At 66.3% G+C, this 24,062-nt stretch carries 28 protein-coding genes; 14 read left to right on the forward strand and 14 right to left on the reverse strand.

All coding sequences use genetic code 11. The features are described from left to right. The first annotated feature begins 15 nt into the window (after positions 1–15). Genes ACFO0G_RS14790 through ACFO0G_RS14810 form a run of 5 tightly spaced genes read left to right on the forward strand, consistent with a single transcriptional unit; the run spans position 16 to position 5,017 of the window. The gene (locus tag ACFO0G_RS14790) at positions 16–762 is read left to right on the forward strand and encodes a sugar phosphate isomerase/epimerase family protein (RefSeq protein ID WP_376978518.1); all 747 of its coding nucleotides are present in this window, start codon (positions 16–18) and stop codon (positions 760–762) included. Beyond that, the gene (locus ACFO0G_RS14795) at positions 759–1,877 is read left to right on the forward strand and encodes a Gfo/Idh/MocA family protein (RefSeq protein ID WP_376978520.1); all 1,119 of its coding nucleotides are present in this window, start codon (positions 759–761) and stop codon (positions 1,875–1,877) included. Before ACFO0G_RS14790 ends, ACFO0G_RS14795 begins: the two co-directional genes overlap by 4 nt. A 46-nt stretch (positions 1,878–1,923) precedes the next feature. Next, the gene (locus ACFO0G_RS14800) at positions 1,924–3,114 is read left to right on the forward strand and encodes a Gfo/Idh/MocA family protein (RefSeq protein ID WP_376978522.1); all 1,191 of its coding nucleotides are present in this window, start codon (positions 1,924–1,926) and stop codon (positions 3,112–3,114) included. A gap of 23 nt (positions 3,115–3,137) precedes the next feature. Then, positions 3,138–4,139 (forward strand): sugar phosphate isomerase/epimerase family protein, encoded by a 1,002-nt coding sequence (locus ACFO0G_RS14805; protein WP_376978524.1) that lies wholly within the window; start codon positions 3,138–3,140, stop codon positions 4,137–4,139. Between the two features lie 53 nt (positions 4,140–4,192). Then, positions 4,193–5,017, forward strand: coding sequence for a TolB family protein (locus ACFO0G_RS14810; RefSeq protein ID WP_376978526.1), 825 nt, complete (start codon positions 4,193–4,195; stop codon positions 5,015–5,017). A 7-nt stretch (positions 5,018–5,024) separates the two neighbouring features. Here the strand turns inward: ACFO0G_RS14810 and ACFO0G_RS14815 are convergent, their stop codons facing one another. The 3 genes from ACFO0G_RS14815 to ACFO0G_RS14825 form a co-directional block, all read right to left on the reverse strand. Then, entirely contained in the window at positions 5,025–5,897 is an 873-nt protein-coding gene (locus ACFO0G_RS14815; protein ID WP_286400866.1) for a glycosyltransferase family 2 protein, read from the reverse strand. A gap of 243 nt (positions 5,898–6,140) precedes the next feature. Next, a complete protein-coding gene (locus tag ACFO0G_RS14820) occupies positions 6,141–6,500 on the reverse strand; it encodes a hypothetical protein (RefSeq protein ID WP_286400864.1) in 360 nt (119 codons plus the stop codon). Between the two features lie 79 nt (positions 6,501–6,579). Further along, on the reverse strand, positions 6,580–7,479 hold the full coding sequence (locus ACFO0G_RS14825; protein ID WP_376978528.1) for an SDR family oxidoreductase: 900 nt from the start codon (positions 7,477–7,479) through the stop codon (positions 6,580–6,582). Positions 7,480–7,696: 217 nt separating this feature from the next. Between ACFO0G_RS14825 and ACFO0G_RS14830 the strand changes: the two genes are divergently transcribed. From ACFO0G_RS14830 to ACFO0G_RS14840, 3 genes are read left to right on the forward strand one after another with little or no spacing between them, the layout of a single operon-like run. Next, on the forward strand, positions 7,697–8,218 hold the full coding sequence (locus tag ACFO0G_RS14830) for a DUF6328 family protein (protein ID WP_376978530.1): 522 nt from the start codon (positions 7,697–7,699) through the stop codon (positions 8,216–8,218). A gap of 2 nt (positions 8,219–8,220) precedes the next feature. Then, positions 8,221–8,883, forward strand: a complete 663-nt coding sequence (locus ACFO0G_RS14835) for a DUF6766 family protein (RefSeq protein ID WP_286400858.1) — start codon at positions 8,221–8,223, stop codon at positions 8,881–8,883. Positions 8,884–8,939: 56 nt separating this feature from the next. Further along, the gene (locus ACFO0G_RS14840; protein WP_376978532.1) at positions 8,940–9,290 is read left to right on the forward strand and encodes a LuxR family transcriptional regulator; all 351 of its coding nucleotides are present in this window, start codon (positions 8,940–8,942) and stop codon (positions 9,288–9,290) included. On the opposite strand, the gene ACFO0G_RS14845 is transcribed toward ACFO0G_RS14840, so the two are convergent. The 5 genes from ACFO0G_RS14845 to ACFO0G_RS14865 all read right to left on the reverse strand — a co-directional run bounded on the left by ACFO0G_RS14845 (position 9,287) and on the right by ACFO0G_RS14865 (position 13,305). After that, a complete protein-coding gene (locus ACFO0G_RS14845; RefSeq protein WP_376978534.1) occupies positions 9,287–10,408 on the reverse strand; it encodes a glycerate kinase in 1,122 nt (373 codons plus the stop codon). The genes ACFO0G_RS14840 and ACFO0G_RS14845 overlap by 4 nt on opposite strands. Positions 10,409–10,513: 105 nt before the next feature. After that, on the reverse strand, positions 10,514–11,323 hold the full coding sequence (locus ACFO0G_RS14850; RefSeq protein ID WP_376978536.1) for an SDR family oxidoreductase: 810 nt from the start codon (positions 11,321–11,323) through the stop codon (positions 10,514–10,516). A 67-nt stretch (positions 11,324–11,390) separates the two neighbouring features. Further along, positions 11,391–11,837: a hypothetical protein gene (locus ACFO0G_RS14855; RefSeq protein ID WP_376978538.1), complete on the reverse strand. Its 447-nt coding sequence runs from the start codon at positions 11,835–11,837 to the stop codon at positions 11,391–11,393. An 88-nt stretch (positions 11,838–11,925) separates the two neighbouring features. Continuing rightward, positions 11,926–12,375: a hypothetical protein gene (locus ACFO0G_RS14860; protein WP_376978540.1), complete on the reverse strand. Its 450-nt coding sequence runs from the start codon at positions 12,373–12,375 to the stop codon at positions 11,926–11,928. 156 nt (positions 12,376–12,531) lie between these two features. Next, positions 12,532–13,305, reverse strand: a complete 774-nt coding sequence (locus ACFO0G_RS14865; protein ID WP_286400848.1) for a class I SAM-dependent methyltransferase — start codon at positions 13,303–13,305, stop codon at positions 12,532–12,534. Positions 13,306–13,500: 195 nt separating this feature from the next. Here ACFO0G_RS14865 and ACFO0G_RS14870 point away from each other — a divergent pair, with 195 nt between their 5' ends. The 3 genes from ACFO0G_RS14870 to ACFO0G_RS14880 all read left to right on the forward strand — a co-directional run bounded on the left by ACFO0G_RS14870 (position 13,501) and on the right by ACFO0G_RS14880 (position 17,991). Beyond that, positions 13,501–15,186, forward strand: a complete 1,686-nt coding sequence (locus ACFO0G_RS14870) for an ATP-binding protein (RefSeq protein WP_376978542.1) — start codon at positions 13,501–13,503, stop codon at positions 15,184–15,186. 20 nt (positions 15,187–15,206) lie between these two features. Further along, positions 15,207–16,757, forward strand: a complete 1,551-nt coding sequence (locus ACFO0G_RS14875) for a putative bifunctional diguanylate cyclase/phosphodiesterase (protein ID WP_376978544.1) — start codon at positions 15,207–15,209, stop codon at positions 16,755–16,757. Positions 16,758–16,929: 172 nt separating this feature from the next. After that, positions 16,930–17,991, forward strand: coding sequence for an EAL domain-containing protein (locus tag ACFO0G_RS14880; RefSeq protein ID WP_286400842.1), 1,062 nt, complete (start codon positions 16,930–16,932; stop codon positions 17,989–17,991). Positions 17,992–18,051: 60 nt separating this feature from the next. Here ACFO0G_RS14880 and ACFO0G_RS14885 read toward each other — a convergent pair whose 3' ends face one another. After that, complete coding sequence (locus tag ACFO0G_RS14885; RefSeq protein WP_236800509.1) at positions 18,052–18,288, reverse strand: DUF6480 family protein; 237 nt, start codon at positions 18,286–18,288, stop codon at positions 18,052–18,054. A 135-nt stretch (positions 18,289–18,423) separates the two neighbouring features. Here ACFO0G_RS14885 and ACFO0G_RS14890 point away from each other — a divergent pair, with 135 nt between their 5' ends. After that, entirely contained in the window at positions 18,424–18,786 is a 363-nt protein-coding gene (locus tag ACFO0G_RS14890) for a hypothetical protein (protein ID WP_376978547.1), read from the forward strand. Positions 18,787–18,818: 32 nt separating this feature from the next. On the opposite strand, the gene ACFO0G_RS14895 is transcribed toward ACFO0G_RS14890, so the two are convergent. The 4 genes from ACFO0G_RS14895 to ACFO0G_RS14910 all read right to left on the reverse strand — a co-directional run bounded on the left by ACFO0G_RS14895 (position 18,819) and on the right by ACFO0G_RS14910 (position 21,840). Next, positions 18,819–19,646 carry a glycerophosphodiester phosphodiesterase gene (locus tag ACFO0G_RS14895; RefSeq protein ID WP_376978549.1) on the reverse strand — a complete coding sequence of 276 codons (828 nt, stop codon included), beginning with the start codon at positions 19,644–19,646 and terminating at the stop codon, positions 18,819–18,821. Positions 19,647–19,695: 49 nt separating this feature from the next. Beyond that, positions 19,696–19,944, reverse strand: a complete 249-nt coding sequence (locus ACFO0G_RS14900) for a hypothetical protein (RefSeq protein ID WP_286400836.1) — start codon at positions 19,942–19,944, stop codon at positions 19,696–19,698. Between the two features lie 120 nt (positions 19,945–20,064). Beyond that, positions 20,065–20,883 carry an HAD family hydrolase gene (locus tag ACFO0G_RS14905; RefSeq protein ID WP_376978551.1) on the reverse strand — a complete coding sequence of 273 codons (819 nt, stop codon included), beginning with the start codon at positions 20,881–20,883 and terminating at the stop codon, positions 20,065–20,067. Between the two features lie 114 nt (positions 20,884–20,997). Beyond that, on the reverse strand, positions 20,998–21,840 hold the full coding sequence (locus ACFO0G_RS14910; RefSeq protein WP_376978553.1) for a hypothetical protein: 843 nt from the start codon (positions 21,838–21,840) through the stop codon (positions 20,998–21,000). Positions 21,841–21,977: 137 nt separating this feature from the next. On the opposite strand from ACFO0G_RS14910, the gene ACFO0G_RS14915 reads away from it, so the two are divergent. Continuing rightward, on the forward strand, positions 21,978–22,409 hold the full coding sequence (locus ACFO0G_RS14915; RefSeq protein WP_286400832.1) for a LexA family protein: 432 nt from the start codon (positions 21,978–21,980) through the stop codon (positions 22,407–22,409). 42 nt (positions 22,410–22,451) lie between these two features. Continuing rightward, the gene (locus ACFO0G_RS14920) at positions 22,452–23,732 is read left to right on the forward strand and encodes a Y-family DNA polymerase (RefSeq protein ID WP_286404713.1); all 1,281 of its coding nucleotides are present in this window, start codon (positions 22,452–22,454) and stop codon (positions 23,730–23,732) included. 83 nt (positions 23,733–23,815) lie between these two features. Here ACFO0G_RS14920 and ACFO0G_RS14925 read toward each other — a convergent pair whose 3' ends face one another. Further along, a complete protein-coding gene (locus ACFO0G_RS14925; protein WP_142131759.1) occupies positions 23,816–23,962 on the reverse strand; it encodes a lmo0937 family membrane protein in 147 nt (48 codons plus the stop codon). Positions 23,963–24,062: the final 100 nt, after the last annotated feature.

Here is a 24,062-nt window from a genome sequence, read left to right on the forward strand (position 1 = left end):
CCACAAAGGAAATCCATGTCTTACTCATTGCAGCTTTACACCCTCCGCAACGCCATTTCGGAGGACCTTCCGGGAACCATCAAAAAGGTGGCGCAGATCGGCTACACCCAGGTTGAGCCGTACAACTTCGTGGCCACGGCCAAGGAGCTTGGTGCGGCCCTGAAGGAGAACGGCCTCACCGCACCGTCCGGCCACGCTCCCCTGATGAGCCAGGACCAGGACGAAATTTTCGCGGCCGCCAAGGAACTGGGCATCACCACCGTCATCGATCCGTTCCTGCCCGCCGAGCACTGGCAGAAGGCCGAAGATATCCAGGCCACGGCCGAAAAGCTCAACGCCGCCGCGAAGAAGGGTGCGGAGTACGGCATCCGGGTGGGCTACCACAACCATGCCTGGGAGCTGGAGTCCACCATCGAAGGCCGCACCGCTTTGGAGTACTTCGAGTCGCTGCTGGATCCGGAACTGGTCCTGGAAGTGGACACCTACTGGGCGGCAGTGGGCGGCGAGGACCCCGTGGAACTCCTCCAGCGGCTTGGCGACCGGGTGAAGTTCATCCACATCAAGGACGGGCCCCTGAACAAGGACAACAAAGCCCAGCAGCCGGCAGGCCAGGGCAAGGTGCCGGTCATGGACGTCATCGCAGCCGCGAAGTCCCTTGAGGTAGGCGTGGTGGAGTTCGACGACTACGCCGGGGACATCTTCGAGGGCATCACCCAGAGCCTGTCCTTCCTGGACGCTGCAGGCGAAGGAGTCAAGGCATGAGCACCTCAGCATCCCGCAAGGGACCTGTCGGCGTTGGCGTCATCGGCGCCGGCGTAATCAGCAAGCAGTACCTGGACAACCTCACGGCGTTCCCGGACCTGAAGGTCCACGTCATTGCGGACCTCTTCGAGGAAGCAGCCGAGGCACGCGCCAAGGAATACGGCATCGCCGAGTGGGGCGGGGTGGACAAGGCCCTAAACCACCCCGACGTCGAAATCATCGTCAACCTCACCATCCCCGCCGCGCACGTGGAGGTGGCCACCGCCGCCGTCAACGCCGGCAAGCACGTCTGGACCGAAAAGCCGTTCTCCCTGGACCGCGAATCCGGGCTGGGCCTGCTGAAGACCGCCGATGCCGCCGGTATCCGCCTGGGCTGCGCCCCGGACACCTTCCTGGGCGCAGGCATCCAAACCGCGCTGCGCCTGATCCGGCGCGGCGACATCGGAACCCCGCTGACGGCCATGACCACGTTCCAAACCCCCGGCCCGGAGTCCTGGCACCCCAACCCGGCATTCCTCTTCCAGCACGGTGCCGGGCCCCTGTTCGACATGGGCCCGTACTACCTCACCACCCTGGTCCAGGCCTTCGGTTCCATCCGCAAGGTGGCCGCCGTCGGCTCCAAGTCAAAGGACGTGCGCGTGATCGGTTCCGGACCCAAGGCGGGCGAGGAGTTCACCGTGGAGGTGCCCACCCACGTCTCCGCGATGGCGCAGTTCGAATCCGGTGCCTCCTCGCACAGCGTCTTCTCCTTCGAGTCCCCCCGCACGCGCATGGGCTTCGTGGAAATCACCGGCACCGAGGCCACCATTTCACTGCCGGACCCGAATTACTTCACCGGCGACATCAAGCTTTGGCGCGCCGGCGACGAGGACTGGACCACTGTTCCCGCCACCGGTCCGGCCAACGGCCGCGGCATGGGCGTGCTGGACATGGCCCGCTCCCTGCGCGCCGGCGTCCCGCACCGCGCCACCGGCGAGCTGGCCTACCACGTCCTGGACACGATGGTCTCCATCTCGGAATCCATCGACGCCGGCACGTTTATCGACGTGGAAAGCTCGGCTCCGGCATCCCCCGCCCTCCCCGAGGACTGGGCCCCGGAAACCGCAACCATCTAACCCGGCAACACCTCTCCAGCAAGCAGGAAGCCAGCAGGAACGCAAAATGACCACACCCGCACCCCCGTCAGAACCACCGGCCCCCCGCCCGGTTTCCCGGCCGGGCACCCGCCCGCTGGGCGTGGCCGCCATCGGTTACGCCTTCATGGGCAAGGCCCACTCCAACGCGTGGCGGAACGTGGCCAGTTTCTTCGACGTCCCGGCCTTCGAGCAGAAAGTCCTCGTGGGCCGGGACGCCGGCGCCGTCGCGGAGGCAGCAGCAAAGTATGGCTGGGCGGAATCGGCCACGGACTGGCGCACAGTGATCAGCCGGGACGACATCGACATCGTGGACATCTGCGCCCCGGGCTGGATGCACGCCGAGATCGCCATTGCGGCGCTGGAGGCAGGCAAGCACGTGCTGGTGGAAAAGCCGCTGGCCAACACCCTGGCCGAAGCCGAACTCATGACGGCGGCCGCCGCCAAAGCCAGGGCAAAGGGCATCCAGTCGATGATCGGCTTCAACTACCGCCGCGTCCCAGCCCTCGCCCTGGCCAAGGAGCTGATCGCCGAAGGCCGGATCGGCACAGTCCGGCACGTCCGCGCCGCGTACCTGCAGGACTGGCTCGCCGACGCCCAGGCCCCCATGACCTGGCGGTTGCGCAAGGAAACCGCCGGGTCCGGAGCACTCGGGGACATCGCCTCCCACGCCATCGACCAGGTCCTGTTCCTCCTCGGGGACCAGGTCACCGAGGTATCCGGCCGGCTCAGCACCTTCGTCAACCAGCGACCCGGCACGGACGGCCCCGAGGACGTAACGGTCGACGACGCCGCCTGGGCCACGCTGTCCCTCACCTCCGGGGCCATCGCCTCAGTGGAGGTCTCCCGGCTGGCCACGGGCAGGAAAAACAGCCTCCAGATCGAAATCTACGGCGACAAGGGCAGCCTCCTGTTCGACCTGGAAAACCTCAACGAACTTGGCTTCCTGGACGCCACCCTCCCGGTCCGCGAACAGGGCTTCCGCAGGATCCTGGTCAACGAGCCCGAACACCCCTACCTCGAGGCATGGTGGCCGCAGGGCCACATCATCGGCTGGGAACACACCTTCACCCACCAAGTCCGCGACTTCCTCACCGCGATCAAGGACGGAACCGCGCCCTCGCCGTCGTTCGAAGAAGGACTGAACGTCCAGTACGTGCTGAACGCGGTGGAGGAATCCGCCGCCAACAAGAGCACCCTCACCGTCGTCCGCCACTAACGCCCACCAGTTAAGGACCCCCCATGCCCCGCCCCTTTACCCTGTTCACCGGCCAGTGGGCCGACCTGCCCTTCGAAGAAGTCGCGAAGCTTGCTTCCGGCTGGGGCTACGACGGCCTCGAAATCGCGGTCTCCGGCGACCACCTGGACGCCTGGCGCTGGGACGAACCCGGCTACGTCGAATCCAAACTCGAGATCCTGGACAAGTACAACCTCAAGGTCTGGGCCATCTCCAACCACCTCAAAGGCCAGGCCGTCTGCGATGACCCCATCGACTTCCGCCACCAAGCCATCGTGGGGTCCAAGGTCTGGGGCGACGGCGACCCCGAAGGTGTCCGCACCCGCGCCGCCGAGGAAATGAAGCACACCGCCCGGCTCGCCAAGGCCCTCGGCGTGGACACGGTCGTCGGCTTCACCGGCTCCTCCATCTGGCAATACGTCGCCATGTTCCCGCCCGTCCCCGAAAAAGTCATCGATGCCGGCTACCAGGACTTCGCCGACCGCTGGAACCCCATCCTGGACGTCTTCGACGAAAACGGCATCCGCTTCGCCCACGAAGTCCACCCGAGCGAAATCGCCTACGACTACTGGACCACCGTCCGAACCCTCGAAGCCATCGGCCACCGCGAAGCCTTCGGCCTGAACTGGGACCCCTCGCACATGATGTGGCAGGGCATCGACCCCGTCTCCTTCATCTGGGACTTCAAGGACCGGATCTACCACGTGGACTGCAAGGACACCAAGGTCCGCCAGACCGGCCGCAACACCGTCATGGGCTCCCACCTGCCCTGGGGCGATCCCCGCCGGGGCTGGGACTTCGTCTCCGCAGGACGCGGCGACGTCCCCTGGGAAGCCTCCTTCCGCGCCCTGACCGCCATCGGCTACAACGGCCCCATCAGCATCGAATGGGAAGATGCCGGCATGGACCGCCTCCACGGCGCCCCCGAAGCCCTCGCCGCCCTCAAGAAATACGACTTCCCCGCCTCCCAAACCAGCTTCGACGCCGCGTTCAGCAGCAAGGACTGAGCCCCGTGCGGAGGCTTCAGCCGGGCCAGCGTTGTGAAGTTTGGGTTGCCTCGGTGTCGGGGGAACACATACTCGAATACTCCACGGGGAATATTCTCCTCGAGGCACCCAACTGGACACTCGATGGCCGGGAATTGATCCTCAACGGAGACGGCAGGCTGTGGCGGTTCGATCTGGCGTCCGGTGCCCTCGCGGAGGTTCCGCTCGACGGCGTCCCGGAGCTCAACAACGACCACGTCCTGGACCCGGACGGCAGCGGCATCTTCCTGTCAGGCGAGGACGGCCAGATCTACCGGGGACCCCTTGCGGGCGGCTCGGCCACCAGGATCACGGACGACGACGGATCCTGGCACTTCCTGCACGGTGTCAGCCCCGACGGACGACAGCTGGCGTACGTGGACATCGAGGGCGGGGACTTCGGCAAACCCGGCCGGCTTCGGACCATCCCCGCAGCAGGCGGAGCCTCCCACGACGTGGAGGTGGGTCCAGGGCACTGCGACGGGCCCGAGTACTCCCCCGAGGGAGACTGGCTCTACCTCAACACGGAATCCTTCAGCAGCGCTCCCGGCCACGCCCAGCTTGCCCGGATCCGGCCCGACGGCAGCGGATTCGAGCGGTTGCTGCACAGCAGCACCGTCGACTGGTTCCCGCACTTGTCACCCGACAGCAGACTGGCCACGTACATCCGTTTCCCCGCTGGAACCCAAGGCCACCCCGCGGACCTGCCGGTTGACGTCGTCCTTGTGCCCACCAGCGACTGGGCGGCGCCGCTGCACACCTGGCCGGTGTTCGGCGGCCAGGGCACCCTCAACGTCAACAGTTGGTCGCCGGACTCCCAACGCTTCGCCTACGTGGCATACCCGCTGGAAGCGCACTAAGGAGCCGCTAGGTCCCCCGAACGGACTCCTGGCCAAGGACCACGTCGTACGCCTCCACAGCGCGGTCCGTTACGGTGGTGGGTGCTTCCAGGTGGACGGCGCCGGAGGGCAGGATGCCGGCGCCGCCGTTCCGTTCCATGACCTGCCACTGGGCCACCACGTCCTCCCCCGCGTGGCCGGCCGGAAGGCTGGTCCAGAAACGGAACCCGCCGGCGTCGTTCAGTGCTTCCCTGCGGTACAGCACGCACCCGCCCAGCCATGCGACGTGGTACGGCACCCACTGGCCGGGCTTCAGCGATAGTTCCGCGCTGAGGTGGCTGAGGTTGGCGGCGTTATGCAGCGGCCACTGTTCGAATTCCAGTGTGCCCGGCCGGACGTGCTCCGGGGTCACGGGGCCGTCCCAAGCCTGGAAGTTAGCGGTCTGTTCCGGCCTGCGGTCGTCCAGGAAGGACAGGCCCTGGGGCGCCATCCCCACGAAGCCGCACTGGAGTTCGTCGAGCGCCTGGCTCAGCCGTGCCAGGGCGCCCGGTTCCAGCCAGACGTCGTCGTCCAGGAAAAGGCATTGGTCCGCGGTGGACTGGTTTAGCAGGAACTGCCGGTGTTCGGCCAGGCCCTGGCGCGGGAGGTGTCGCAGCAGCGTGACCTGCCGGCCCTGCGCCTCAAGCACCCGCACCATCGCGGCAACGGCCGGGTGTTCCCAAGCGGGTTGCCCCGCTGACTGGTCGCTGACCACGACGGCGAACGCGGGTTCCTGCTGCGCGGCCAGTCCCGCGAGGGTGACGGCGAGTTCGGCTGGCCTGTTGCAGGTGGGCACCAGGACATCCACCGCTGCCGTGTCCGGCCGGTCCTGTTGCTGCGCCCACTGCTCCGAAAACCTCATGCCCACGGTCCACCTTCCTGCCGTCGAAGTTGGCGCCGGCGGGGCGGCACAAAGTGCCTGCCGCTGCGCGTTGCCGGCGAATTGGTTTCGCGTGTTCCGTACCCAGCCGTGCGGGATGTATTCGCGCCGCCATCCCCCGCCACAGCCCCGCCAGGCCCCGGGCCCGGGCCCTCCGGAACGGCAAAGGCCCCCGCCTCCGCTGCCGGGTGGCAGCAGGAACGGGGGCCTATGGTTCAGGGCGACTTATCCGGCGTCGAAGCTTTCGTCGTCGTCATTGGGGGATTCCTCCTGCGGAAGGTCGTTGCCGCTCCCATCGGGAATGCCCGTGGCTTCCTGGCCGGACTCGGATGAGACCTCTGCCGACCCCTGGGAATCGTCATTCGACTCATCGATGTCCGCTGCGCTGGAGGGAAGGTCCATGTCGCGCGAGAGGGGGTCCCCGCCTGTGCCCGACTGCGGCTCATTGGTTTCCGCGCCGGCCGAAGACGTGCCACCGCCGGACTGCTGGCCGCCCTGCGTGCCGGCCGCCTCCTGCTCGGCGGTGGGGGTGCCGTAGCCGCCCGGGGCGGTCTCGGGTTCAGCCTGCTGGTTTTCCTGCGTCATGCTTCCTCCTGTTGTGCGTTGCCGATGGTGCTGGTCTGGTGAATATTCGTGGACAGTGCTGGACGCGTGTAGTCCTGGACTACAGCCCCTTGCCGCCGGTGACCGGCAGGACTGCACCCGAAATGTAGGAGCCGTCCTCGGAGGCAAGCAGCACGTACGCGGCTGCCAGCTCCGCGGGCTGTCCCGCGCGTTCCAAGGGCGTGTCCTGGCCGAAGGACGGGAGCTTGTCCGGCCACTCGGTGGCGGGGATCAGGGGTGTCCAGATGGGGCCGGGCGCCACCGCGTTGACGCGGATCCCCTTGGGTCCCAGTTCCTGGGCCAGGGCCTTGGTGAATGCCACCTGTGCGGCCTTGGTCATGGCGTAGTCGATGAGCCCGGGTGAGGGGTTAAAGGCCTGGATGGAGGCTGTGGTGATGATCGAGGCCCCCGCCTTCAAGTGCGGTACCGCGGCCCGTGCCGACCACAGCAGCGAGTAAAGGTTGGTCCGGAAAACCCGGTCAAACTCCTCGGTGGGAAGCGTCTCCAGGCTCTCGCGGTTCTTCTGGTACGCCGCGTTCAGCACCAGGACATCGAGCCGGCCGAACCCGGATACGGTCTCCTCCACGATGCGGGTGCTGAAGTCCTCTTCGCGTCCGTCGCCGGGAAAGAGGAGCGCGCGGCGTCCGGCTTTCCGGATCCATTCCGCGGTGTCCTGCGCGTCGTCTTCCTCTTCGGGAAGGTATGAAATCGCGACGTCGGCCCCTTCGCGGGCGAAGGCGATGGCCGCGGCCTTGCCGATGCCGGAGTCCCCGCCGGTGATGAGCGCCGCTTTCCCTTCGAGCTTGCCGTTCCCCTTGTAGCTCTGCTCCCCGTGGTCCGGTTTGGGGTCCATGGGCGCGGTAAGTCCGGGCTGTTTCTGTTCCTGCTCCGGGAACGGTCCCGAGTGGTAGCCGCCGCGCGGATCTCTTGGCTGGTCTGTCTGCTTGTCCGTGTCGCTCATGTCCGCCTGCCTGTGTCGGTTGACCTGTTCGGTTGGAAGAGCACCGCCGCGCTCCGGCCCTTCGAAGCTATCCGGAGTAGCGGACCAAGTCCACCACTCCAAGGTAATAATCAGTAAACTTATCAAATGTGGTCGCAGGCGCAACGCCAGCCTTGCTTCTGGGTATGGGAGGAGTAGAAAGAAGGCTTGGAAGTGGCTGCAGTGGAAGGAGGGCCGTATGTCCGAAGTCGAGGACTACACGGGCCGGACGGGACGGAATGAAACCCGCGAGGAGCAGCTGGACCGCAACTGGGCGGAACTCCTGCAGGAGCTGCGCGTGCTCCAGACCGGGGTACAGATCCTGGCCGGCTTCCTGCTGACGCTGCCTTTCCAGCAGCGCTTCGAAAAGCTGGACGACTGGGAGGTTGGCCTCTACCTCACCAACGTGGTGATCGCCGCCCTGACAACGGCCTTTATCCTTCTCCCGGTCAGCGTGCACCGGCGGCTCTTCCGGAAGCGGCTCAAGGAGACGCTGGTTTCGAGCGCGGACACCATCACCAAGATTGCCCTTGGCGGCATCGCCCTGCTGAGCGCCGGTACCGCAGCCTTGGTGTTCGACGTCGCGGCCGGAAGGTCCGCGGGGGTCACCGCCGGCGGGGCGCTGCTGGGCGTCATGGTGGTCATGCTGGTGTTCGTCCCGCTTCGGCTGAACAAACAGGCCACCGGGAAAATCCTCCCGCCCACCCAGGAGAAGGAGTGAAAATGCGGAAATGGGCCAAAGAGCATGGCCTGCTGGTTGCCAACCTGGCTTGCTTCCTGGTCTTCTTTGTTGGCATGGTCCTCTCCGGGGCCGCGTCCTACAGCGAGGACCAGCAGGCCCACGGCGAACCGCCGGTCTCAGTCCTGCAGTTCCTGGGCACCGGCGCTTTCGTGGAAGCCACCTTTGAGAACTGGGAATCCGAGTTCCTGCAGATGGCTATGTATGTGGTCCTCACGGTGTTCCTGTTTCAAAAAGGATCAAGTGAGTCCAAACCGGTGGGAAAGAAAGCGCCGCAGGATGGGGACCCGCAGCAGGCGGCCGTCAGCAGGGCCACGCCGTGGCCCGTCCGGCGGGGCGGTGCAGTACTCAAGCTGTACGAGAACTCCCTGTCGATCCTGCTCTTCGCCCTCTTCCTTGCATCATTTGCCCTTCACGCCGCCGGGGGTGTGGACGAGTACAACCAGGACCAGCAAAGCCACGGCCAGCCCGCCATTACCTTCCTGCAGTATCTGGGCAGCAGCCGCTTTTGGTTTGAGTCCTTCCAGAACTGGCAAAGCGAATTCCTGGCCGTGGGCGTCCTGGTGGGCGCCTCGGTCTACCTGCGGCAAAAGGGGTCCCCGGAATCAAAGCCCGTCGCCGAACCCCACTACGAAACCGGCGCCTGAAGACCCCAACCAATCCAGCACCAATCCACCCAGCCCCACCCAAAAGGAGAGACTGTATGCGAACCATTGTGCGAACCACCCTTCTGGCCCTGCTGCTCCTTGCCGCCCCGGCCCTGCCGGCCGGCGCAGCCACTGCGTCGGCACCGGCATTCACCGCCAGCCAGGCTGCCCCGGAACAGGTGGCCCCGGGATCAACAGGCGCTGCGTGGGCGGCAGCCACTTCTCCCACACCTTCTCCGGGGGATTCCGCGTCCACCGGCCCGGCCAACCCCGGCACCGGGGAGTCGGCCCAGAATGAGAACACGCGCCTTAACTACACCCCGTGGGTGATTGCCGGCGTGGCCGTCCTGGTGGTGATCGCCATCCTGATCTTCCGGCGCCGCCGCAACACCACGATCGTCGGCTAGGCGCCTTCAAGTACCTGGCTTGTAACCCAGGTCAGGTACTTGCCGGCGTTCGCCACCGCGTCCTCCGGGCTCGATGCCACGTCCAGCAACTGGGCAGCCGCCTCCACGCCGTGCCCGGCGAGGTCCTCAAGGGTCACCAGGATCCTGCCCGCCACCACGATGACAGGAATTCCGCGGTCCCGGGCCGCGTCGGCGAGCGCAATCGGCGCCTTGCCGGTGAGCGATTGCGAGTCCATGGATCCTTCGCCCGTAATCACCAGGTCCGCCTGGCCCAGTTGGTCCGCCAGTCCGGTGAGGCCGGCCACCAGCGCGAAGCCGCCTTCCAGCGTGGCGCTGGTGAAGGCAAGGAACGACGCCGGGAAGCCGCCGGCGGCGCCGGCGCCCGGTACGTTCACGTCCCGGCCCGTCGCCTCCCGCAGCACAGATGCCCAGTTGCGGAGCCCGGCGTCGAGCATTTCCACGGCGTCCCGGTCCGCACCTTTCTGGGGCCCAAAGACGTGCGCGGCGCCGGTGGGACCGTACAGCGGGTTGCGGACATCGACAGCGATGCGGAAGGTGGTGGCGGACAGCCGCGGGTCCAGCCCACTCGTGTCCAGGGCAACCACATCGGCCAGCGCGCCGCCGCCCAGTGGCACCACGTTTCCGGCGGAGTCGAGCGGCTTCAGGCCCAGGGCACGTAGGGCGCCGCTGCCGCCGTCGGTCATGGCCGAACCGCCCAGGCCCAGGACGATCTCGGTGGCTCCGGCGTCAAGCGCCGCCGCGATCAGCTGGCCGCAGCCATAGCTGTGGGCGCGCAATGAGTTGGCCGGGGTTGGTTCCATGTCGGCCAGGCCGGACGCCTGCGCCGTCTCGATCACCGCGGTCACCTTGCCGGCGCCCTTGTGGATGGCCCAGGCAGCGCCGAGCGGGGCGAGGATGGGGCCAACTACCGCGTTCAACCGCTCCTCATAGCCTGCCGCAACCGCCGCTTCCAGGGTGCCTTCCCCGCCGTCGGCAATGGGGAACTGGGTGGCGACGGCGTCCGGGTACACCCACAGGGCCCCTTCGGCGATGGCTGCGGCTGCCTCGGCTGCCGTCAGGGACCCCTTGAACTTGTCCGGAGCGATAAGAATGCGCATGCCGTCCATCATGCCAGCACGCCGCGGGAAAGCGTTTGCCCAATCCGGGATGTGGACCTCAGCATTGCAGGGAATGGGAGACTCCCCTCCCCCGCGCGGCTCCCTTTAGGCCTCGCGCCAGTCGTGGCTGGTGATGTGCGAGCCCGCCTGCGGTCCCATCTGCAGCATGCCGCCGTCAACAACCCAGCCCGCGCCAGTGACATAGCTGGAGGCCGGCGAGGCAAGGAACGCGATGACGTTGGCGATCTCCCAGGCGTTCCCCGGCCGCCCCAGCGGCACCCCGGGCCGCTCCGCCGCCGTCGGGTCCTGGTCCTCCTGCCCGGTCATGGGGGTGGCAATCTCTCCGGGTGCCACCGTGTTGGCCGTGATGCCGTACTGGCCCAGCTCAAGGGCAAGTGTCTTCATGAGGCCGCCCAGGCCTTGCTTGGACGCGTCGTAGGCGGATGAGCCCACGCGCGGCTGGAACTCGTGCACGCTGGACACCGCCACGAGCCGTCCGCCCGTGCCCGCCTTGACCATGCGCCGCGCAGCGGCCTGCAGGCAGACGAAGGCGCCGTTGAGGTTCGTGTCCAGGATCTGCATCCAGTCGTCGATTTCCATGTCCAGGAACTTGGTGCTTGCCCCCGTCCCCGCGTTGTTGACGAAAACATCCAGCCCGCCCAGCTCCTCGGCAAGTTCGTCGATGACGCCTCCCGCGTCGCGCAGTTCACTGGTATCCAGCCGCCGGACCACAGCCTTGCGCCCCAGGCCCCGTATTTCCCCAGCAGTTTCCTCCGCCCCCTCCTTGTCCGAGTGCCAGGTGACGCCGACGTCCATCCCGGCGCGGGCCAGCGCCACGGCAGTGGCCTTGCCGATCCCGGAATCGGAGCCGGTGACGATGGCGGTGGTGGGGGCAAAGTGGCTGGTGTCCGGCATGGCGGGCCTTTCGTTTGTGTTGGGCTCGGTCGGTTGGGCTGGTCGTTGGGTCAGGCGGGGCGTTGGGTTAAGCGGGGCGGCGCAAGTCCGGCTGGTAGGACTCGCTGTCGGCTTCGGCAACGTCATCCCGGACCGCCGCCCCCGAATCATCAGCTGCTTCTGGGACGGCCATCAGCGGGACGGCGAAGGTCACCACGGGCCGGCCGTCGGAGTCGTCCGCGGACCTGATGGTCAGGCTCCTGGTGCCCGGCGGTACCGACGGGGTGAACACCTGCAGGTTGCGGGAACCCACGGTGGCCGATTCCTGCAGGGTGTATTCGGTTCCGAAGTGGTCCTGCAGGATGAGCCGCGGTTCAGGTGCGTCATCCGAGGGCAGATGGATGTTGACCACCAGGCCGGAAGCCCACACCTCCACGGAAAGGATGGTGAATTCGGTGGCGGAGGTGACGTGCCGTCCATAGGTGGGGGGCAGCAGCATCCGGCGCAGTGCGCCGGATGGAATGAGGTTGCTCATGATATGTCCTGTAGGTCTTGCGCCGGCGGTTGGCAGATGGCGCCGGAGGGTGATCCGGCGCCGTCAAGCGCTGGGGCGCGGGTGCGGCTCAGGCGTCTTCCCGGTTGGGATTTTCCAGCCGGAAGAAGTTCGATTGGGTGCCGTCGCTGCGCTGTTCCTGGTAGATGAAGTTGAGTTTCCGGGAGTCGAAGGTGTCGAACCATTCCTCCCAGCTGACGTGGCGGAGCTTGTCGTCCTTGCCACCGAAGTCGATCCGCAATACTCCGAGGTGGTCGCCGTGTTCCGTGCCCTCCACGGTGGCCGGCACGCCGTCGCGCTCCTCCGCCCACTGCTTGATGACTTCGTGGTGGGTGGTGGCCAGGCTGCGGCCTTCACGCTCTGGCTCATCCTCGGTTGAGGTTACTTCCTGCGAGTACTTCAGGGACTTTGCGGAGTCCGGTCCGCGGCGGATCTTCCCGCCCTCGGGGCCAGCCCCCAGGTCCTCGTCGTCCCCGCTCCCACCCGCTTCGCGGTTCCTACTGCCTTTGTCTTCTGCCACGCCCGCCTTCCTTTCGCTTCGGGCTAACTAGTAAGTCTACTTACCATGGAGCCTCCGGAGCGGACCCCCTGTCAAGGGGAGGGGAGGGTGCTTTGCGGACGGTTTGCGGAGCGGGGGGTAAAGCCTGCGTGACAGGCAGGGGAGGTACGGGGGCCGCTATCGGAGCGGGCGGACCACCGCGTAGTAGCCGGGCACCCGGTCCTGTCCCGGGACACCGGTTGCCGGGTTGGTTTCGATGGCCACGTGGCCATCCTCAAGGAGTTCCCAAGCCGACGCCGGGAAGGCACGTTCGCGCTCTTCGGGCCCGAAGTGCCCCGGCATGGGCAGTCCGCGGATGGCGAGTTCCAACGGCGCCGGAATGCCGCGGGTGGTGGCTCCGAGGTGGGACACGTACTCCACCGGGTTCCCCTGGAAATTCGTCTCGGCCATGAACACGGTGCCGCGAAGGCCGGCAAGGTGCCACAGGTTTTCAACGAGTGCCGTCTGGTGCCCGGGGTCGAGGACGTGCAGTACGCCGCGGATGAAAACGTTCGCCCCGTCCTCGCCTGCGCCAATGGCCTGGGCCAGCGCTGCGCCTGCACCCTCCGCCGTCATGTCCCGTGCTTCAAATGCTGCGCTGCTGCCTGCAGACTCCGCGCGCGCCCTGGCAATGGCGTGCCGCGAGACATCAACACCAATGACCTTGGGAAAGATCCCGGCGAGCTCACGGGTAAAACCACCGTGGCCGCAGCCGGTGTCCACTACGGGAAGTGCAGGATCCAGGTAGCGCTGGAGGCTGTCCTTGTAGCCAAGGAACTCATGGTCGCTGCCGGAGTCCCATAGGACCTCCCCACCCGGGCCCGTGGCGGTGATACCGGCCCAGTAGGTGTCCCACGCCTTGTGCCGGTCCTTCGGGGCGTTCCGGGAGAGCCTGACGAGTTTGGGGATCATCAGGTACTTCTGCCAGGCCGAGGAAGATGAGTTTGTTGGGGACACGGCTCAAATATATGTTCCCCCGCTGGGAGCCGCGGCACGTTGGGCTACATTACGGCGCGCCCTGCCGTACGTGGCGTGGAGCCGGGACGGGAACGGAGTGGTGGAAGCAGCTTCCTCCCAGTAGACCTGCCCGGCGGCCATCCCCCTAGAATGTACTCAACTGGGAGGGAAGGGAGCACCGTGACGGCTGTGCCGAGTGACATCCGCCTGCCCCGCACCGCCGTAGTCGCCGATCCCGACGCCGGCCGGCTGGCCACCAACACCCAGGCACTGCGCGACGCCGGCTACAGCGTCTTCGAAGCGGCCGACGCCGCTGGCCTCGCCGCCCTGCTGCACACCACCGAACCCTCCGTCATCGTCGCCGACGCCGCCCTGTCCGCAGCATTGTCAAAAGTCCCGTCCACCGTCCCCGTCCTGGTGCTGGTGGACCTGGACAACCCGCAGGAGATCCGCGCGGCCAACGCGCCAGGCGTCCACGACTGCATCACCAAGCCGCCTGCCCCCAGGGAGCTGGTCCACCGGGCCTCCGTCCTGATCGAGCAGGTGTCCCGGCGCCGCGCCTCCCGGCAGGAGGCCGAAGGGCTGCGCGGGCAGCTGCGCGAGGTCTCGGCTGCAGTGCGCGCCACCAACGATCCCCAGGAGATCGCCAACCACGTCGTCACCGGATTCGGGCGGACCTTTAGGGCGGACCACGTTGTCTTGGCCACCTTCGAGGACCACCGGGTCCCCGTGATCACGGCCGCCTGGCACCGGCCCGGCCTGGCAGGGCTGCCCTCGGATGCCCTTCCCGGCGAGGACGAAGCCCGAGCCACGGCGGACGCGCTCTGGGCGGGGACCGAGACCCTCTCCGCCGAAGGGAACGAGGCCGAGCCCAGGACAGACGACAAGCCCGTGGCCGCCGTCGCCGGAGCCGCCTCCACCCTGGCAGTGCCCATCGGCGAAGGAAATTCCTCCCTGGGCATCATCTGGATCGCCATGATGGACCGGCCCCGCACTTGGTCCAGCGCCGAACTGGGGCTGATCCAGCACGTGGCCGGCAACGCCGCCTATGGCCTGATCCAAAGCCACCTGATCAGCAGCCAGCAGCAGGTGGTGAAGCAGCTGCGCGAACTCGACAAAGCCAAGACAGACTTCCTGGCCACCGTGAACCACGAGCTGCGCACGCCGCTGACCTCGATCATGGCGTACCTGGACATGATCCAGGAAAGCACCGAGCACCCCGTGTCCAGGGAGGTCCACCAGATGCTGGACATCGTGGTCCGCAACACCGAGCGGCTCCGGACGCTCATCGAGGACATGCTCAGCGTTTCGCGCGGCGGCCTGGACAACACGGAGATGCACCTGGCGCCGGTGCGCCTGGGCCACACCCTGGACCTGGTGGCCGCGGCGCTGCGGCCGTTGGCCACGCTGCAAAACGTGACCATCGAGGTGGACCCGGTGCCGGAGGATCCGGAAATCCTTGCCGACGAGGTGCAGCTGCAGCAGGTGTTCACCAACCTGGTGTCCAACGCCATCAAGTTCACGCCCAAGGGCGGGCGGATCGAGGTGGGCAGCGAATCCCACGCCGCCGAGGACGGCTCCAAGTGGGCCACCGTCCGGATTTCCGACACCGGCATCGGCATCTCGAGTGACGAAATCAACCACGTCTTCACCAGGTTCTACCGCGCCTCCAACGCCATGAACGGTGCCATCCCGGGGACAGGGCTGGGCCTCGCCATCTCCAAGGACATCGTGGACCGCCACGGCGGGCAGATCGAAGTCGACTCCACCCTTGGCTCCGGGACCACGGTTACCGTCTGCCTCCCCCTTGGGACTGACCGCGTGCAGGCCAACTAGGCGCCGAAGGAGGACTGGACATGTTTACCGACGACGACCCCCGGCTCTCCCAGCTGTTGGAAGGCATTGTCCGGCTTGCCTCCGGCGACCTCACCTCCCGGATCGAGGTATCACCGGCCCGGGATGAGTTGGATGCGATCATCATGGGTACCAACCTGCTGGCCGAGGACCTGCAGGTTATCTACGAAGAACTTGAACAGCGCGTCCAGGTCCGCACCCAGCTCCTGCACGAGGCACACCTTGAGATGCAGAAGATGGCCATGCAGGACCCGCTGACGGGCCTGGCCAACCGTTCGGCGCTGATCGAAGCCCTTCGCGCGGCCCTCGAGGCCCGCTCGGGGTCCGGGCGGGAAACGGGAGAAGAAGGTCCAGCCATCCTGCTGATGGACCTCGACGCCTTCAAATCGATCAACGACAGCATGGGGCACACGGCCGGGGACCAGGTACTGGTCACCGTGGGTGAAAGGCTCCGGAACGCCGTCAGGGTGTCCGACGTCGTTGCCCGGCTGGGCGGGGATGAGTTCGCCATCGTCATGCCGTCGGCGTCGGCGGACCAGGCCGCCGTCGTGGCGCACCGGATCCTGGCCTCGCTCAACGAACCCATCGAGCTGCCCGGCCGCAGCGTTCGTTGTGGTGCCAGCATCGGGCTCAGCGTGGGCAGCGAAGGCCAGACCCCGGAAGACATGCTGATGGAGGCCGACGTCGCCATGTACGCCTCCAAGGCCGAGGGGCAAAACAAGCTGCACAGGTTCGAGCCCGCGTTGCTGCTGATGCGGCGGCTCCGCAGCCAGTTGGTGGACGACCTGCGGGCCGCCATCAAAGACGACGCGCTGACGCTGCACTACCAGCCGGTGGTGGAGCTTGCCACCGGCCGGATTGAAGGCGTCGAGGCGCTGGTCCGGTGGAACCACCCCACCCGCGGCTTCATCATGCCTGACGAGTTCATTCCCCTTGCCGAGGAAGCCGGGCTGATCTCGGAACTGGGCCTGTGGGTGCTCCAGACCGCCGTGAAGCAGCTCCGGTGCTGGACCGACGCCGAACTGGTGGACAGTTCCTTCTCCGTGCGCATCAACATTTCCGCCACGGACCTGCAGAGCCTGCAGTTCATTGAGGACGTGCGGAACACCCTCCAGGAAACAGGGGTCAAGCCGGAGCAGGTGGTCCTGGAACTGACGGAAGTGGCCATCGTCAAAGGCAACGAGTTGGACCGGTATTCACTGGGTGGTCTCCGCGGCCTGGGCGTGGGCATCGAAATCGACGACTTCGGCACCGGCTACTCCTCCATCAGCTACCTCCGCCGCCTCCCGGTGGACCGGGTCAAGGTGGACAGGTCGCTGATCACCGGCCTTGAGAGCGACCCCAGCCAGCCGGCCCTGGTGGCAGCGGTGCTGCAGTTGGTCCGGGCATGCGGGCTGGAAGCGGTCTGGGAAGGCGTTGAGACGGCGGAGCAGGCGCAGATCCTGCGTGATCTGGGCTGCCGCAGCGCCCAAGGCTACTACTTCAGCCGCCCCGTCCCGCCGGAGCAAGTACCGGAACTGCTTGCTGACCAGCAGGAAAGCGCTAACCAATAGCGCGAAAACTACTGCGCTTTTGGAGCCGCCGTTATACGATCAGCGTGCGGTGTCCGGTTCTTCTTCGCCGCAGGTTTCAGGGTCTTTCAGCATCGTACTTTTATAAGGCGTTTGGAAATTTGAACATAATTGGGCCATCGGGTCATTACTTCGTCAACTGGGGGCGTTGCTAATGTCGGTTCGGGTACAGGCATGGGGAATTATCGCCGCTGTCCTGGCGGATACGGATCCTGCAGGAGCCGCCATCCGGCAGCGCTTGAGCACAAGCCTCGACGAGAATCCCGGCGTGCCCGAGCGGGCGTTGCTGGAGTACCTGCTCGAGACCCGGCAGAGCGATGCCAATACGGTCGAGACGTTGGAAACGGCCAGGGAGATGCGCCTTACGCCGCCCGCCCTGCCGCCACAGTTCGCTGAGCAGTTGGACGCCATCCGCAGCATGTCCCGGATCAGCGCCCTGCTCGAGAACAAGATGCTGATGACCGCTTTCCAGCCCATCTATGGGCTCGAAGGAAAAACCGTGGTGGGCGCGGAGGCGCTCTCCCGCTTCGTCAGCGACGACGGGGCCGCCGCTGAATTGTGGTTCGCCGAGGCAGCCGCTGTGGGCTTGGGGGCAAACCTTGAGTTTTCCGCGCTCGGGTCCGCTGCCGCAGCGGCGCGAAACCTGCCGGAAAACCTTTACGTTTCGTTGAACATTTCGCCCACTTCCTGCATGGACCCGCGGCTGCCGGAACTGTTCGACCACATCGAGCTTCCCATCGACCGGGTGGTGCTCGAATTGACCGCGGATATCCCGGAAGAGGAATACCTGCAGTTCATTTCCGCGATTAATCCGCTGCGTGAAAAGGGGCTGCGGGTCGCGGTCGACGACACCCACAGCGGCGCGGGGGCGCTCAGCCGCATGATCCATCTGCGGCCCGATTTCCTCAAGGTGGGCCGCAATGTCATCGCCGATGTGGACAAGGACGGCCTGCAGCACGCCCTCGCGTCCTGCCTGGTGGACTTCACCGCCCAGATCGGCGTGACCCTGGTGGCGGAAGGCATCGAGACCGTGGGCGAACTGAAGGCCCTCAGCGAACTTGGCATCAGCGCCGGCCAAGGCTACCTGTTGGGCCGGCCGTCCGTCCGGCCTGAGGACTGGGCCAAATGGAACACGCGCCTGGACATGGACGGCCTGGAGCGCCACCTGGCCGGCCCCAGCAAGCCGCGGAAAAGCCAGGGCAAGGCGACCTCCTAACGCTGGCCGTGGGCCAGCTGCCGGCAGACCGCAGGCCCGCCGGCAGCTGGACACCAGGCACTATTCGGAGTGGCCCTGGTCCCTGCTCATCTGGTCCTCGGCGGGCGGCGTCTCTCCGGGAGGTACTCCCCCGCCTGGTTCCAGGCCGGTGACATTGCCCTCTGCGGGGTCGGGGTTCGGCGAGCCGCCGGACTCTTTGCTGCGCTGCTCAGCGAGGTGGGGCTGGGCGGCTCCAACATCGTCCTTCCCTGGACGGTCGGGGTTCGCGGGGTCATTTTCCGGATGGTAAGTGCTCATGCTGCCTTTCCTTCCTCTCCGGCTGCGGTTCAATTCCCCAGCACTGGACTAATTGTAAGCATGCTGATAATTCTGGAGGAGAAGGGCCGGTACGCCGCTGGGGCGCCGGCACGCGATGTCGGAAGGAGCAGTCAGATGGGAATTGGCGACAGCATCGGCAAGGCAGCGGAGAACGCCATGGAGGACCTGGCCGGGACATCCAAGCCGACGGAACAGACGGATGTTTCGAACCCGGCAGACCCCAATGACGACGTTGAAGTGCACTCGTCCCTAAGCGAAGGGTCAAACGCGATGGAGGCGCAGAAGGTCCCCGGCCTCAAAACAGGGGCAGCGCCGGCTCCGGTGTCCAACAGCCCGCTGGGCGGGGACGTCGACGGGACGGACAACGACAGGGCACACAGCGACATGGCACGGCACGACCGGAAGCAGAACGAGGAGATGGACGACGGCGGCCTGGCCGGCGATGCGACGGCACCCACCGAATCGGACCGCGGCTAGTCCCTCGGCAGGTTCAGTAAGCCGGGCGGGGTTCAGCCGGTCGGGTCGTTGGTCCCCGGCGCATGCCGCCACTGGCCGCGGGCCCGCAGCACGTCGCGGAGCAGGTCCGCCCGGTCCGTGACAATCCCGTCCACGCCAAGGTGGAGGAGCCGGTGCATTTCGGCCTCTTCATTGATGGTCCATACATGCACCACCAGGCCCAGTTGATGGGCGCGCCGGATGAAGCCGGCAGTGACTACAGGTATCCGCCCATACCGGACGGGTACCTGTAGTGCGTGCACGTCACGGAGGACCCGGCCCATGAGCCGCCGGAACACCGGGCGTGGCAGTACCGGGCCCAGCAGCGTGAAGAGGGCGTTCGAGGCCACTCCGGCGGACGAAGCCACCGGTTGGCTGAGCAGCTTCAGTACCGCCCGCCGCCGGCGGTCCGAAAAACTGGTGACCAGCACCCGGTGGTGCACCTGGTGCCGCTCGATGGCGGCCGCGGTGCTGCGGACCGAGCCCCAGTCCTTGACGTCCAGGTTGAGCCGGGCACCGGGAAGCTCGGCGACCAATTCGTCGAAGGTGGGGATGGGCTCGCGGCCGTTGATCCGGGCCTTTGCCACCTCCGCCGCGGGCAGTTCCGCCACCCGGCCGTTGGCGTCCGTCACCCGGTCCAGGGTTTCGTCATGGAAGAGCAGCAGCACGCCGTCGGATGTTGTGTGGACGTCCGTTTCAAGGTAGCGGAAGCCAAGTTCGACGCCGGCCCGGAACGCGGCCATCGAATTTTCCAGCCCCTCGGCCGAGAACCCGCGGTGGGCGATGGCGATGGGCAGCTGCCGCCCGGCGTCGTCCGGGTGCTCGAAGAAGGGCAGGGTCACACTGCGAGCGTACCCGAGGCGCGAGGCCTTCAGTCAGCGCTGCTGCAGTTCAATCGGTGCACGGAAGGATGTCCACGCCGTCGCTGCAATGCAGCAGGGTGCGCCCGCGGCCGCCGTCGAGGTGGACCCAAACCGCCGTGTGGTCCGGCGTGATGGTGTCCACCACCCCGCTTGACTCAAAGCCGGGTGAAAAGAGGACCCGGACGCGGTCGCCTTGGCGCAGCTGCTTCCAGTGCGGGGCCGGTGTTGCTGCGCGGAGCGGCCCATCGGCTGCGTGCTGCTTGGTGCTTCTTGCCATCGTTACCCCCTTTGAGCCGGCGGAGGTGCCTGCTCTCCACGCTTCACGCTACGGCGGGAAGGTAAACGCCAGGTGAGCGCAGGCTGGGAAAACGGTGCCGCCGGAGCCGGCAGGGTAGTTTCAGGAAAACTGGACGCCCAGGGAAGCGAGCCGGGCCTCCAAAACCTGGGCCACGCCGTCGTCGTCAAAATGCGGCGCCTGCTGCCCTGCCGCGCGGATGGCCTCCGGGTGGCCGCTGGCCATCGCATAGCCGTGTCCGGCCCAGCGGAGCATCTCGATATCGTTGGGCATGTCCCCGAAAGCCACCACGTCGGCCGCCTCAATGCCCAGGGCGGACGCATACTCTGCCAGGGTGACAGCCTTGTTGACGCCGGGAAGGGACAGTTCCAGCATCGCGACGCCGGGCGAGGAGTGGGTGGCGGCGGCCAGGTGCCCGACGGCGGGAGCCACCTCGGCGAGGAATTCGTCAGGCGTGCCGTCGCGGACGATGGCGAGGAATTTCACCACGGAGTCGTCGCCGGTGAGCGTGTCCTTCAGCGGCGCGGGGGTGAATTCGGCGAGCAACTCGCTGGATTCATTCTCGATGAAGCCCGGTTCCAGATGGAAGCCGGTGAGCGTTTCCGCGGCGAACAGCGCCGCCGGGCGGAGTTCTTTGATGATGCTCCGGACTTCCATGACGGTGTTGATGGCCAGGGTGCGGGCAGAGACCAGGCGGTCCGCCTCGAGATCCCACACCACCGCGCCGTTGGAGCAGATCACCCGTCCGGTGTGGCCCAGCTGTTCTTCGAGGGGGTGCAGCCACCGGGGTGGGCGGCCGGTGACGAAGACAAGTTCGACGCCGGCATCACGGCAGGCGTGGAAGGCGCGGACGGTGCGGGGGCTGATTTTTCCGTCGTGCCCAAGGATCGTTCCGTCGATATCACTTGCTACCAGCCGCATCCTGCAAGTCTACGTGGGGCTCGGGCAGCCGGCGTGCGCTGGAAGGCGGCGGCCGCCGTCGTACTTCCCCGTGAAGTACCCCCGCGCCTGTTGGACGCGGACGTGCCCTTTCCATCAGCGGATGATGGCAGCCGATTCCACGGAGTAGAGCCGGGCGTAGTTCAGGCACATGCTCAGGCTTTCATCGGCGGGTACCCGATGCCCGGTGAGGACTACTGGATCGCCGCCGGTAAGCCGGGGGCCGGCGGGCAGGACGAGAGTCCCGCCGCTGAGGTTGGTTCCTTCGGGGAAGATCAGCGTGTAATCGTCCCCATCCTCCGCCTGCAGGATGAGGCACCCTGCCCCGTCCCGGTCCAGCGTCCCTTTGAGCTCCGCCGCAGGTCCGGGAGCGGAGGTCTGGCCGGCATCGACCAGCGCCTTCAGCCCATCCGCTCCCTGCAGCACAGTGGCGGCATGCTCCGCGGAGGCCGGCACCAGCCGGAAGGCGTATCGGCCGTCCGCGCCGTCCGCAGGGTTCATGACGAACTCCACTCCCGCGATGGAAAGCGTCACCTGGGCCTTGAAGACAGCACCGTCACAGGGAACCTGGACAGGAGTGAGAACCTCGTCGCCGGCCTGGGTGGCGAGCGACAGCTGCGTCTCCATTGGACCCTCGCAGGTGAAGTGAACGTCGTAATGGCCGGGTTTTGCCCCCGCAAAGCCGTAACTGACTGTGGTGCTTGACATGGTGGCCCCGGCGAACTGGCCTGGCAGGTCGGGCTGCAGCTGCCGGCGCGACCATTCCTGCATGGCCTGCACCTCTGCCGCGCGCGGATCCGCCGCCTCGCCGGTGGCCACCTGCGGGGTTGCCGTTGTCGCCGTGGTTGACGGCTTCGCCGCTTGCCCCTCCGGCGGGCCGCTGTACTCGCAGCCCGTGAGCGCGGCGAGCATCACTGCCGGAACGAACCAAAACCTCAAGAACCGCATCGTTTCCCCCCCAGAGCCGACGGTGCTCCCAGCCTAGCCCCTCGGCGCCCCAGCCTTGAGGAGTGTCCGTTGTCAGCCTCCGGGGCTACACTGAAACTATCGAACATATTTTCGAATAAAGGTGTGTTGTGGGCGTTGTTATCGGTCCCCGCGTGATAGATGCGGGTGCCTCGTTGTTCTCGGTGCTGATCTCGCCGGTGGCGGTGGCGGCCGGGTTTCCGTCGCCCGCACAGGACTACTTCGACGGCAGGATCGACCTGAATGCGCACCTGATCAAGGACATCACCAGCACCTTCGTGGTCCGGGTGACCGGGGACTCCATGGAGGGAGCGGGCATCAGCGACGGTGACGAACTGATCGTGAACCGCGCCCTGGAACCCAGGGACGGATCCGTGGTGATCGCGGTGCTGGACGGGGAACTGACGGTCAAGCGCCTCCGCATCACCCGCACCGGAGTGGTGCTCCAGGCGGAGAACCCCAAGTACCAGGACATCCACGTCCCCGCCCTGTCCGAGCTGACCATCTGGGGTGTTGCAACCAGGTGCTTGCACCATGTCTGAGCTGCGCAAGGGGTGAGAATTGCCGTGGCCAAGCCTGCCGTCATGCCGCAGATGCCGCAGATCGCGCACGTGGACGTCAACTGTTTTTATGCCTCAGCCGAGCGCGCGTTCGACCCCTCCCTTGAAGGGCGCCCGCTGGTGGTGCTGTCCAACAACGACGGCTGCGCGGTAACCCGTTCCCCCGAGGCGAAAGCCCTGGGCATAAACACCGGTGAACCCTGGTTCAAGCTCGCGCCGCGGGCCAAGGAATGGGGCCTGGTGGCAAAGTCCAGCAACTACGAGCTGTATGGGGACATCAGCGCCCGTGTGATGGAGCTGTTGGGCAGGTACTCGGCCTGGCTGGAGGTTTACAGCATCGACGAGGCGTTCCTGGGCGTCAAGGGCGCCCCGGATGAGCTGCTGTCCCTTGGCCGGAGGATAAAAGAGGCAGTCCGGCGGAACGTGGGGGTTCCCGTTTGTGTGGGCATTGCGCCCACCAAGACCCTGGCAAAACTCTGCAATAAATGGGCCAAGAACAATCCCGCTTTTGGCGGGGTCTGCCTGTGGGAGTCGGTTCCGGCTGACGTGCGGGAGGGTTTGATGGGCCGTTTGCCGGTGGATGAGGTCTGGGGCATCGCCGGGCGGCTCAGCAAGCGGTTGAACGTTTTGGGGATTTTCACCGTCCTGGACCTGATCCGGGCGGATCCCGTGATGATCCGGGACAAATTCTCCGTGGTGCTGATGCGCACCGTCCTGGAACTGCGCGGCACACCGTGCATCCCCATGGAGGAGGAACGGATTGGACGCGACCAGTTGATCTTCTCCCGCTCCTTCGCCACGCCTGTAGCCACTGCCGCCGGCCTCCGTGAGGTCCTCAGCATCTACGGTCAGCAGGCGAGTGCCAGGCTCTCAAAGCACGGGCTGCAGGCGAAGGTCCTGACGGCGTTCGCTGCCACTTCCCCATTCAGGGTCAACGAACAGGCTTATCCCTCTGTGTGCGTCTCGTTGCCCATGCCCACGGCGGATCCGCTGCTGCTCACCAAGGCCGCGCACGCCCTGTTGCCCCACATCCGCGAAGGGCTGAAGTATGCCAAGGCGGGTCTTATGCTCACAGACCTGCGGCCTACGGGAAACCAGCCGCCGCTGGAGCCGTTCGAAAACCGGCATGAGGAACGCGGCATCGGGCCCCTGCTTGAGGACGTGGGCCGTCGCTTCGGGCGGGGCTCCATCGGGTTGGGGCATGCGGGCATCAGGTCCGGATTGGACTGGACCATGAAACGGGACATGCGCTCGCCCCGGTACACCACGCACTGGGACGAACTCCCCCTGGTCAAAGCGGCCTGAAACGGAGCAGGTCCCGCCGCCGGCGCATTGCCGGCGGCGGGACCTCGTTACTGCCTGGGCGGTTTTGTCTGGACGTTTCCTGCCTAGACGCGCCGCCGGGCCGTGACGAAGTGGAAGATCAGGACGACTACTGCGACGACCAAAAGAATGTGGATAAGGCCGCCACCGATGTTTGCGAGCAGTCCGAGAAGCCACAGAACGGCGATGATAATGGCGATCCAAAGCAACATGAGAGTCTCCTTGACTAGTTTTTCAAAATCCCCATGCCGGGCACGTACCCACCAAAACGGCAGGTGAATCAACGCAGGTCAATTAGGAAAAGCCGTTGCT

Source organism: Arthrobacter sedimenti (assembly GCF_042652025.1).
GTDB lineage: Bacteria > Actinomycetota > Actinomycetes > Actinomycetales > Micrococcaceae > Arthrobacter > Arthrobacter sedimenti.

What these genes read in the sequence shown, in the direction of transcription:
- ACFO0G_RS14790 (WP_376978518.1), top strand. Translation starts at nt 16, where the DNA reads ATGTCTTACTCATTGCAGCTTTACACCCTCCGCAACGCCATTTCGGAG.
- ACFO0G_RS14795 (WP_376978520.1), top strand. Translation starts at nt 759, where the DNA reads ATGAGCACCTCAGCATCCCGCAAGGGACCTGTCGGCGTTGGCGTCATC.
- ACFO0G_RS14800 (WP_376978522.1), top strand. Translation starts at nt 1,924, where the DNA reads ATGACCACACCCGCACCCCCGTCAGAACCACCGGCCCCCCGCCCGGTT.
- ACFO0G_RS14805 (WP_376978524.1), top strand. Translation starts at nt 3,138, where the DNA reads ATGCCCCGCCCCTTTACCCTGTTCACCGGCCAGTGGGCCGACCTGCCC.
- ACFO0G_RS14815 (WP_286400866.1), bottom strand. Translation starts at nt 5,897, where the DNA reads ATGAGGTTTTCGGAGCAGTGGGCGCAGCAACAGGACCGGCCGGACACG.
- ACFO0G_RS14820 (WP_286400864.1), bottom strand. Translation starts at nt 6,500, where the DNA reads ATGACGCAGGAAAACCAGCAGGCTGAACCCGAGACCGCCCCGGGCGGC.
- ACFO0G_RS14825 (WP_376978528.1), bottom strand. Translation starts at nt 7,479, where the DNA reads ATGAGCGACACGGACAAGCAGACAGACCAGCCAAGAGATCCGCGCGGC.
- ACFO0G_RS14830 (WP_376978530.1), top strand. Translation starts at nt 7,697, where the DNA reads ATGTCCGAAGTCGAGGACTACACGGGCCGGACGGGACGGAATGAAACC.
- ACFO0G_RS14835 (WP_286400858.1), top strand. Translation starts at nt 8,221, where the DNA reads ATGCGGAAATGGGCCAAAGAGCATGGCCTGCTGGTTGCCAACCTGGCT.
- ACFO0G_RS14840 (WP_376978532.1), top strand. Translation starts at nt 8,940, where the DNA reads ATGCGAACCATTGTGCGAACCACCCTTCTGGCCCTGCTGCTCCTTGCC.
- ACFO0G_RS14845 (WP_376978534.1), bottom strand. Translation starts at nt 10,408, where the DNA reads ATGCGCATTCTTATCGCTCCGGACAAGTTCAAGGGGTCCCTGACGGCA.
- ACFO0G_RS14850 (WP_376978536.1), bottom strand. Translation starts at nt 11,323, where the DNA reads ATGCCGGACACCAGCCACTTTGCCCCCACCACCGCCATCGTCACCGGC.
- ACFO0G_RS14855 (WP_376978538.1), bottom strand. Translation starts at nt 11,837, where the DNA reads ATGAGCAACCTCATTCCATCCGGCGCACTGCGCCGGATGCTGCTGCCC.
- ACFO0G_RS14865 (WP_286400848.1), bottom strand. Translation starts at nt 13,305, where the DNA reads ATGATCCCCAAACTCGTCAGGCTCTCCCGGAACGCCCCGAAGGACCGG.
- ACFO0G_RS14870 (WP_376978542.1), top strand. Translation starts at nt 13,501, where the DNA reads ATGTACTCAACTGGGAGGGAAGGGAGCACCGTGACGGCTGTGCCGAGT.
- ACFO0G_RS14875 (WP_376978544.1), top strand. Translation starts at nt 15,207, where the DNA reads ATGTTTACCGACGACGACCCCCGGCTCTCCCAGCTGTTGGAAGGCATT.
- ACFO0G_RS14880 (WP_286400842.1), top strand. Translation starts at nt 16,930, where the DNA reads ATGTCGGTTCGGGTACAGGCATGGGGAATTATCGCCGCTGTCCTGGCG.
- ACFO0G_RS14885 (WP_236800509.1), bottom strand. Translation starts at nt 18,288, where the DNA reads ATGAGCACTTACCATCCGGAAAATGACCCCGCGAACCCCGACCGTCCA.
- ACFO0G_RS14890 (WP_376978547.1), top strand. Translation starts at nt 18,424, where the DNA reads ATGGGAATTGGCGACAGCATCGGCAAGGCAGCGGAGAACGCCATGGAG.
- ACFO0G_RS14900 (WP_286400836.1), bottom strand. Translation starts at nt 19,944, where the DNA reads ATGGCAAGAAGCACCAAGCAGCACGCAGCCGATGGGCCGCTCCGCGCA.
- ACFO0G_RS14905 (WP_376978551.1), bottom strand. Translation starts at nt 20,883, where the DNA reads ATGCGGCTGGTAGCAAGTGATATCGACGGAACGATCCTTGGGCACGAC.
- ACFO0G_RS14920 (WP_286404713.1), top strand. Translation starts at nt 22,452, where the DNA reads ATGCCGCAGATGCCGCAGATCGCGCACGTGGACGTCAACTGTTTTTAT.
- ACFO0G_RS14925 (WP_142131759.1), bottom strand. Translation starts at nt 23,962, where the DNA reads ATGTTGCTTTGGATCGCCATTATCATCGCCGTTCTGTGGCTTCTCGGA.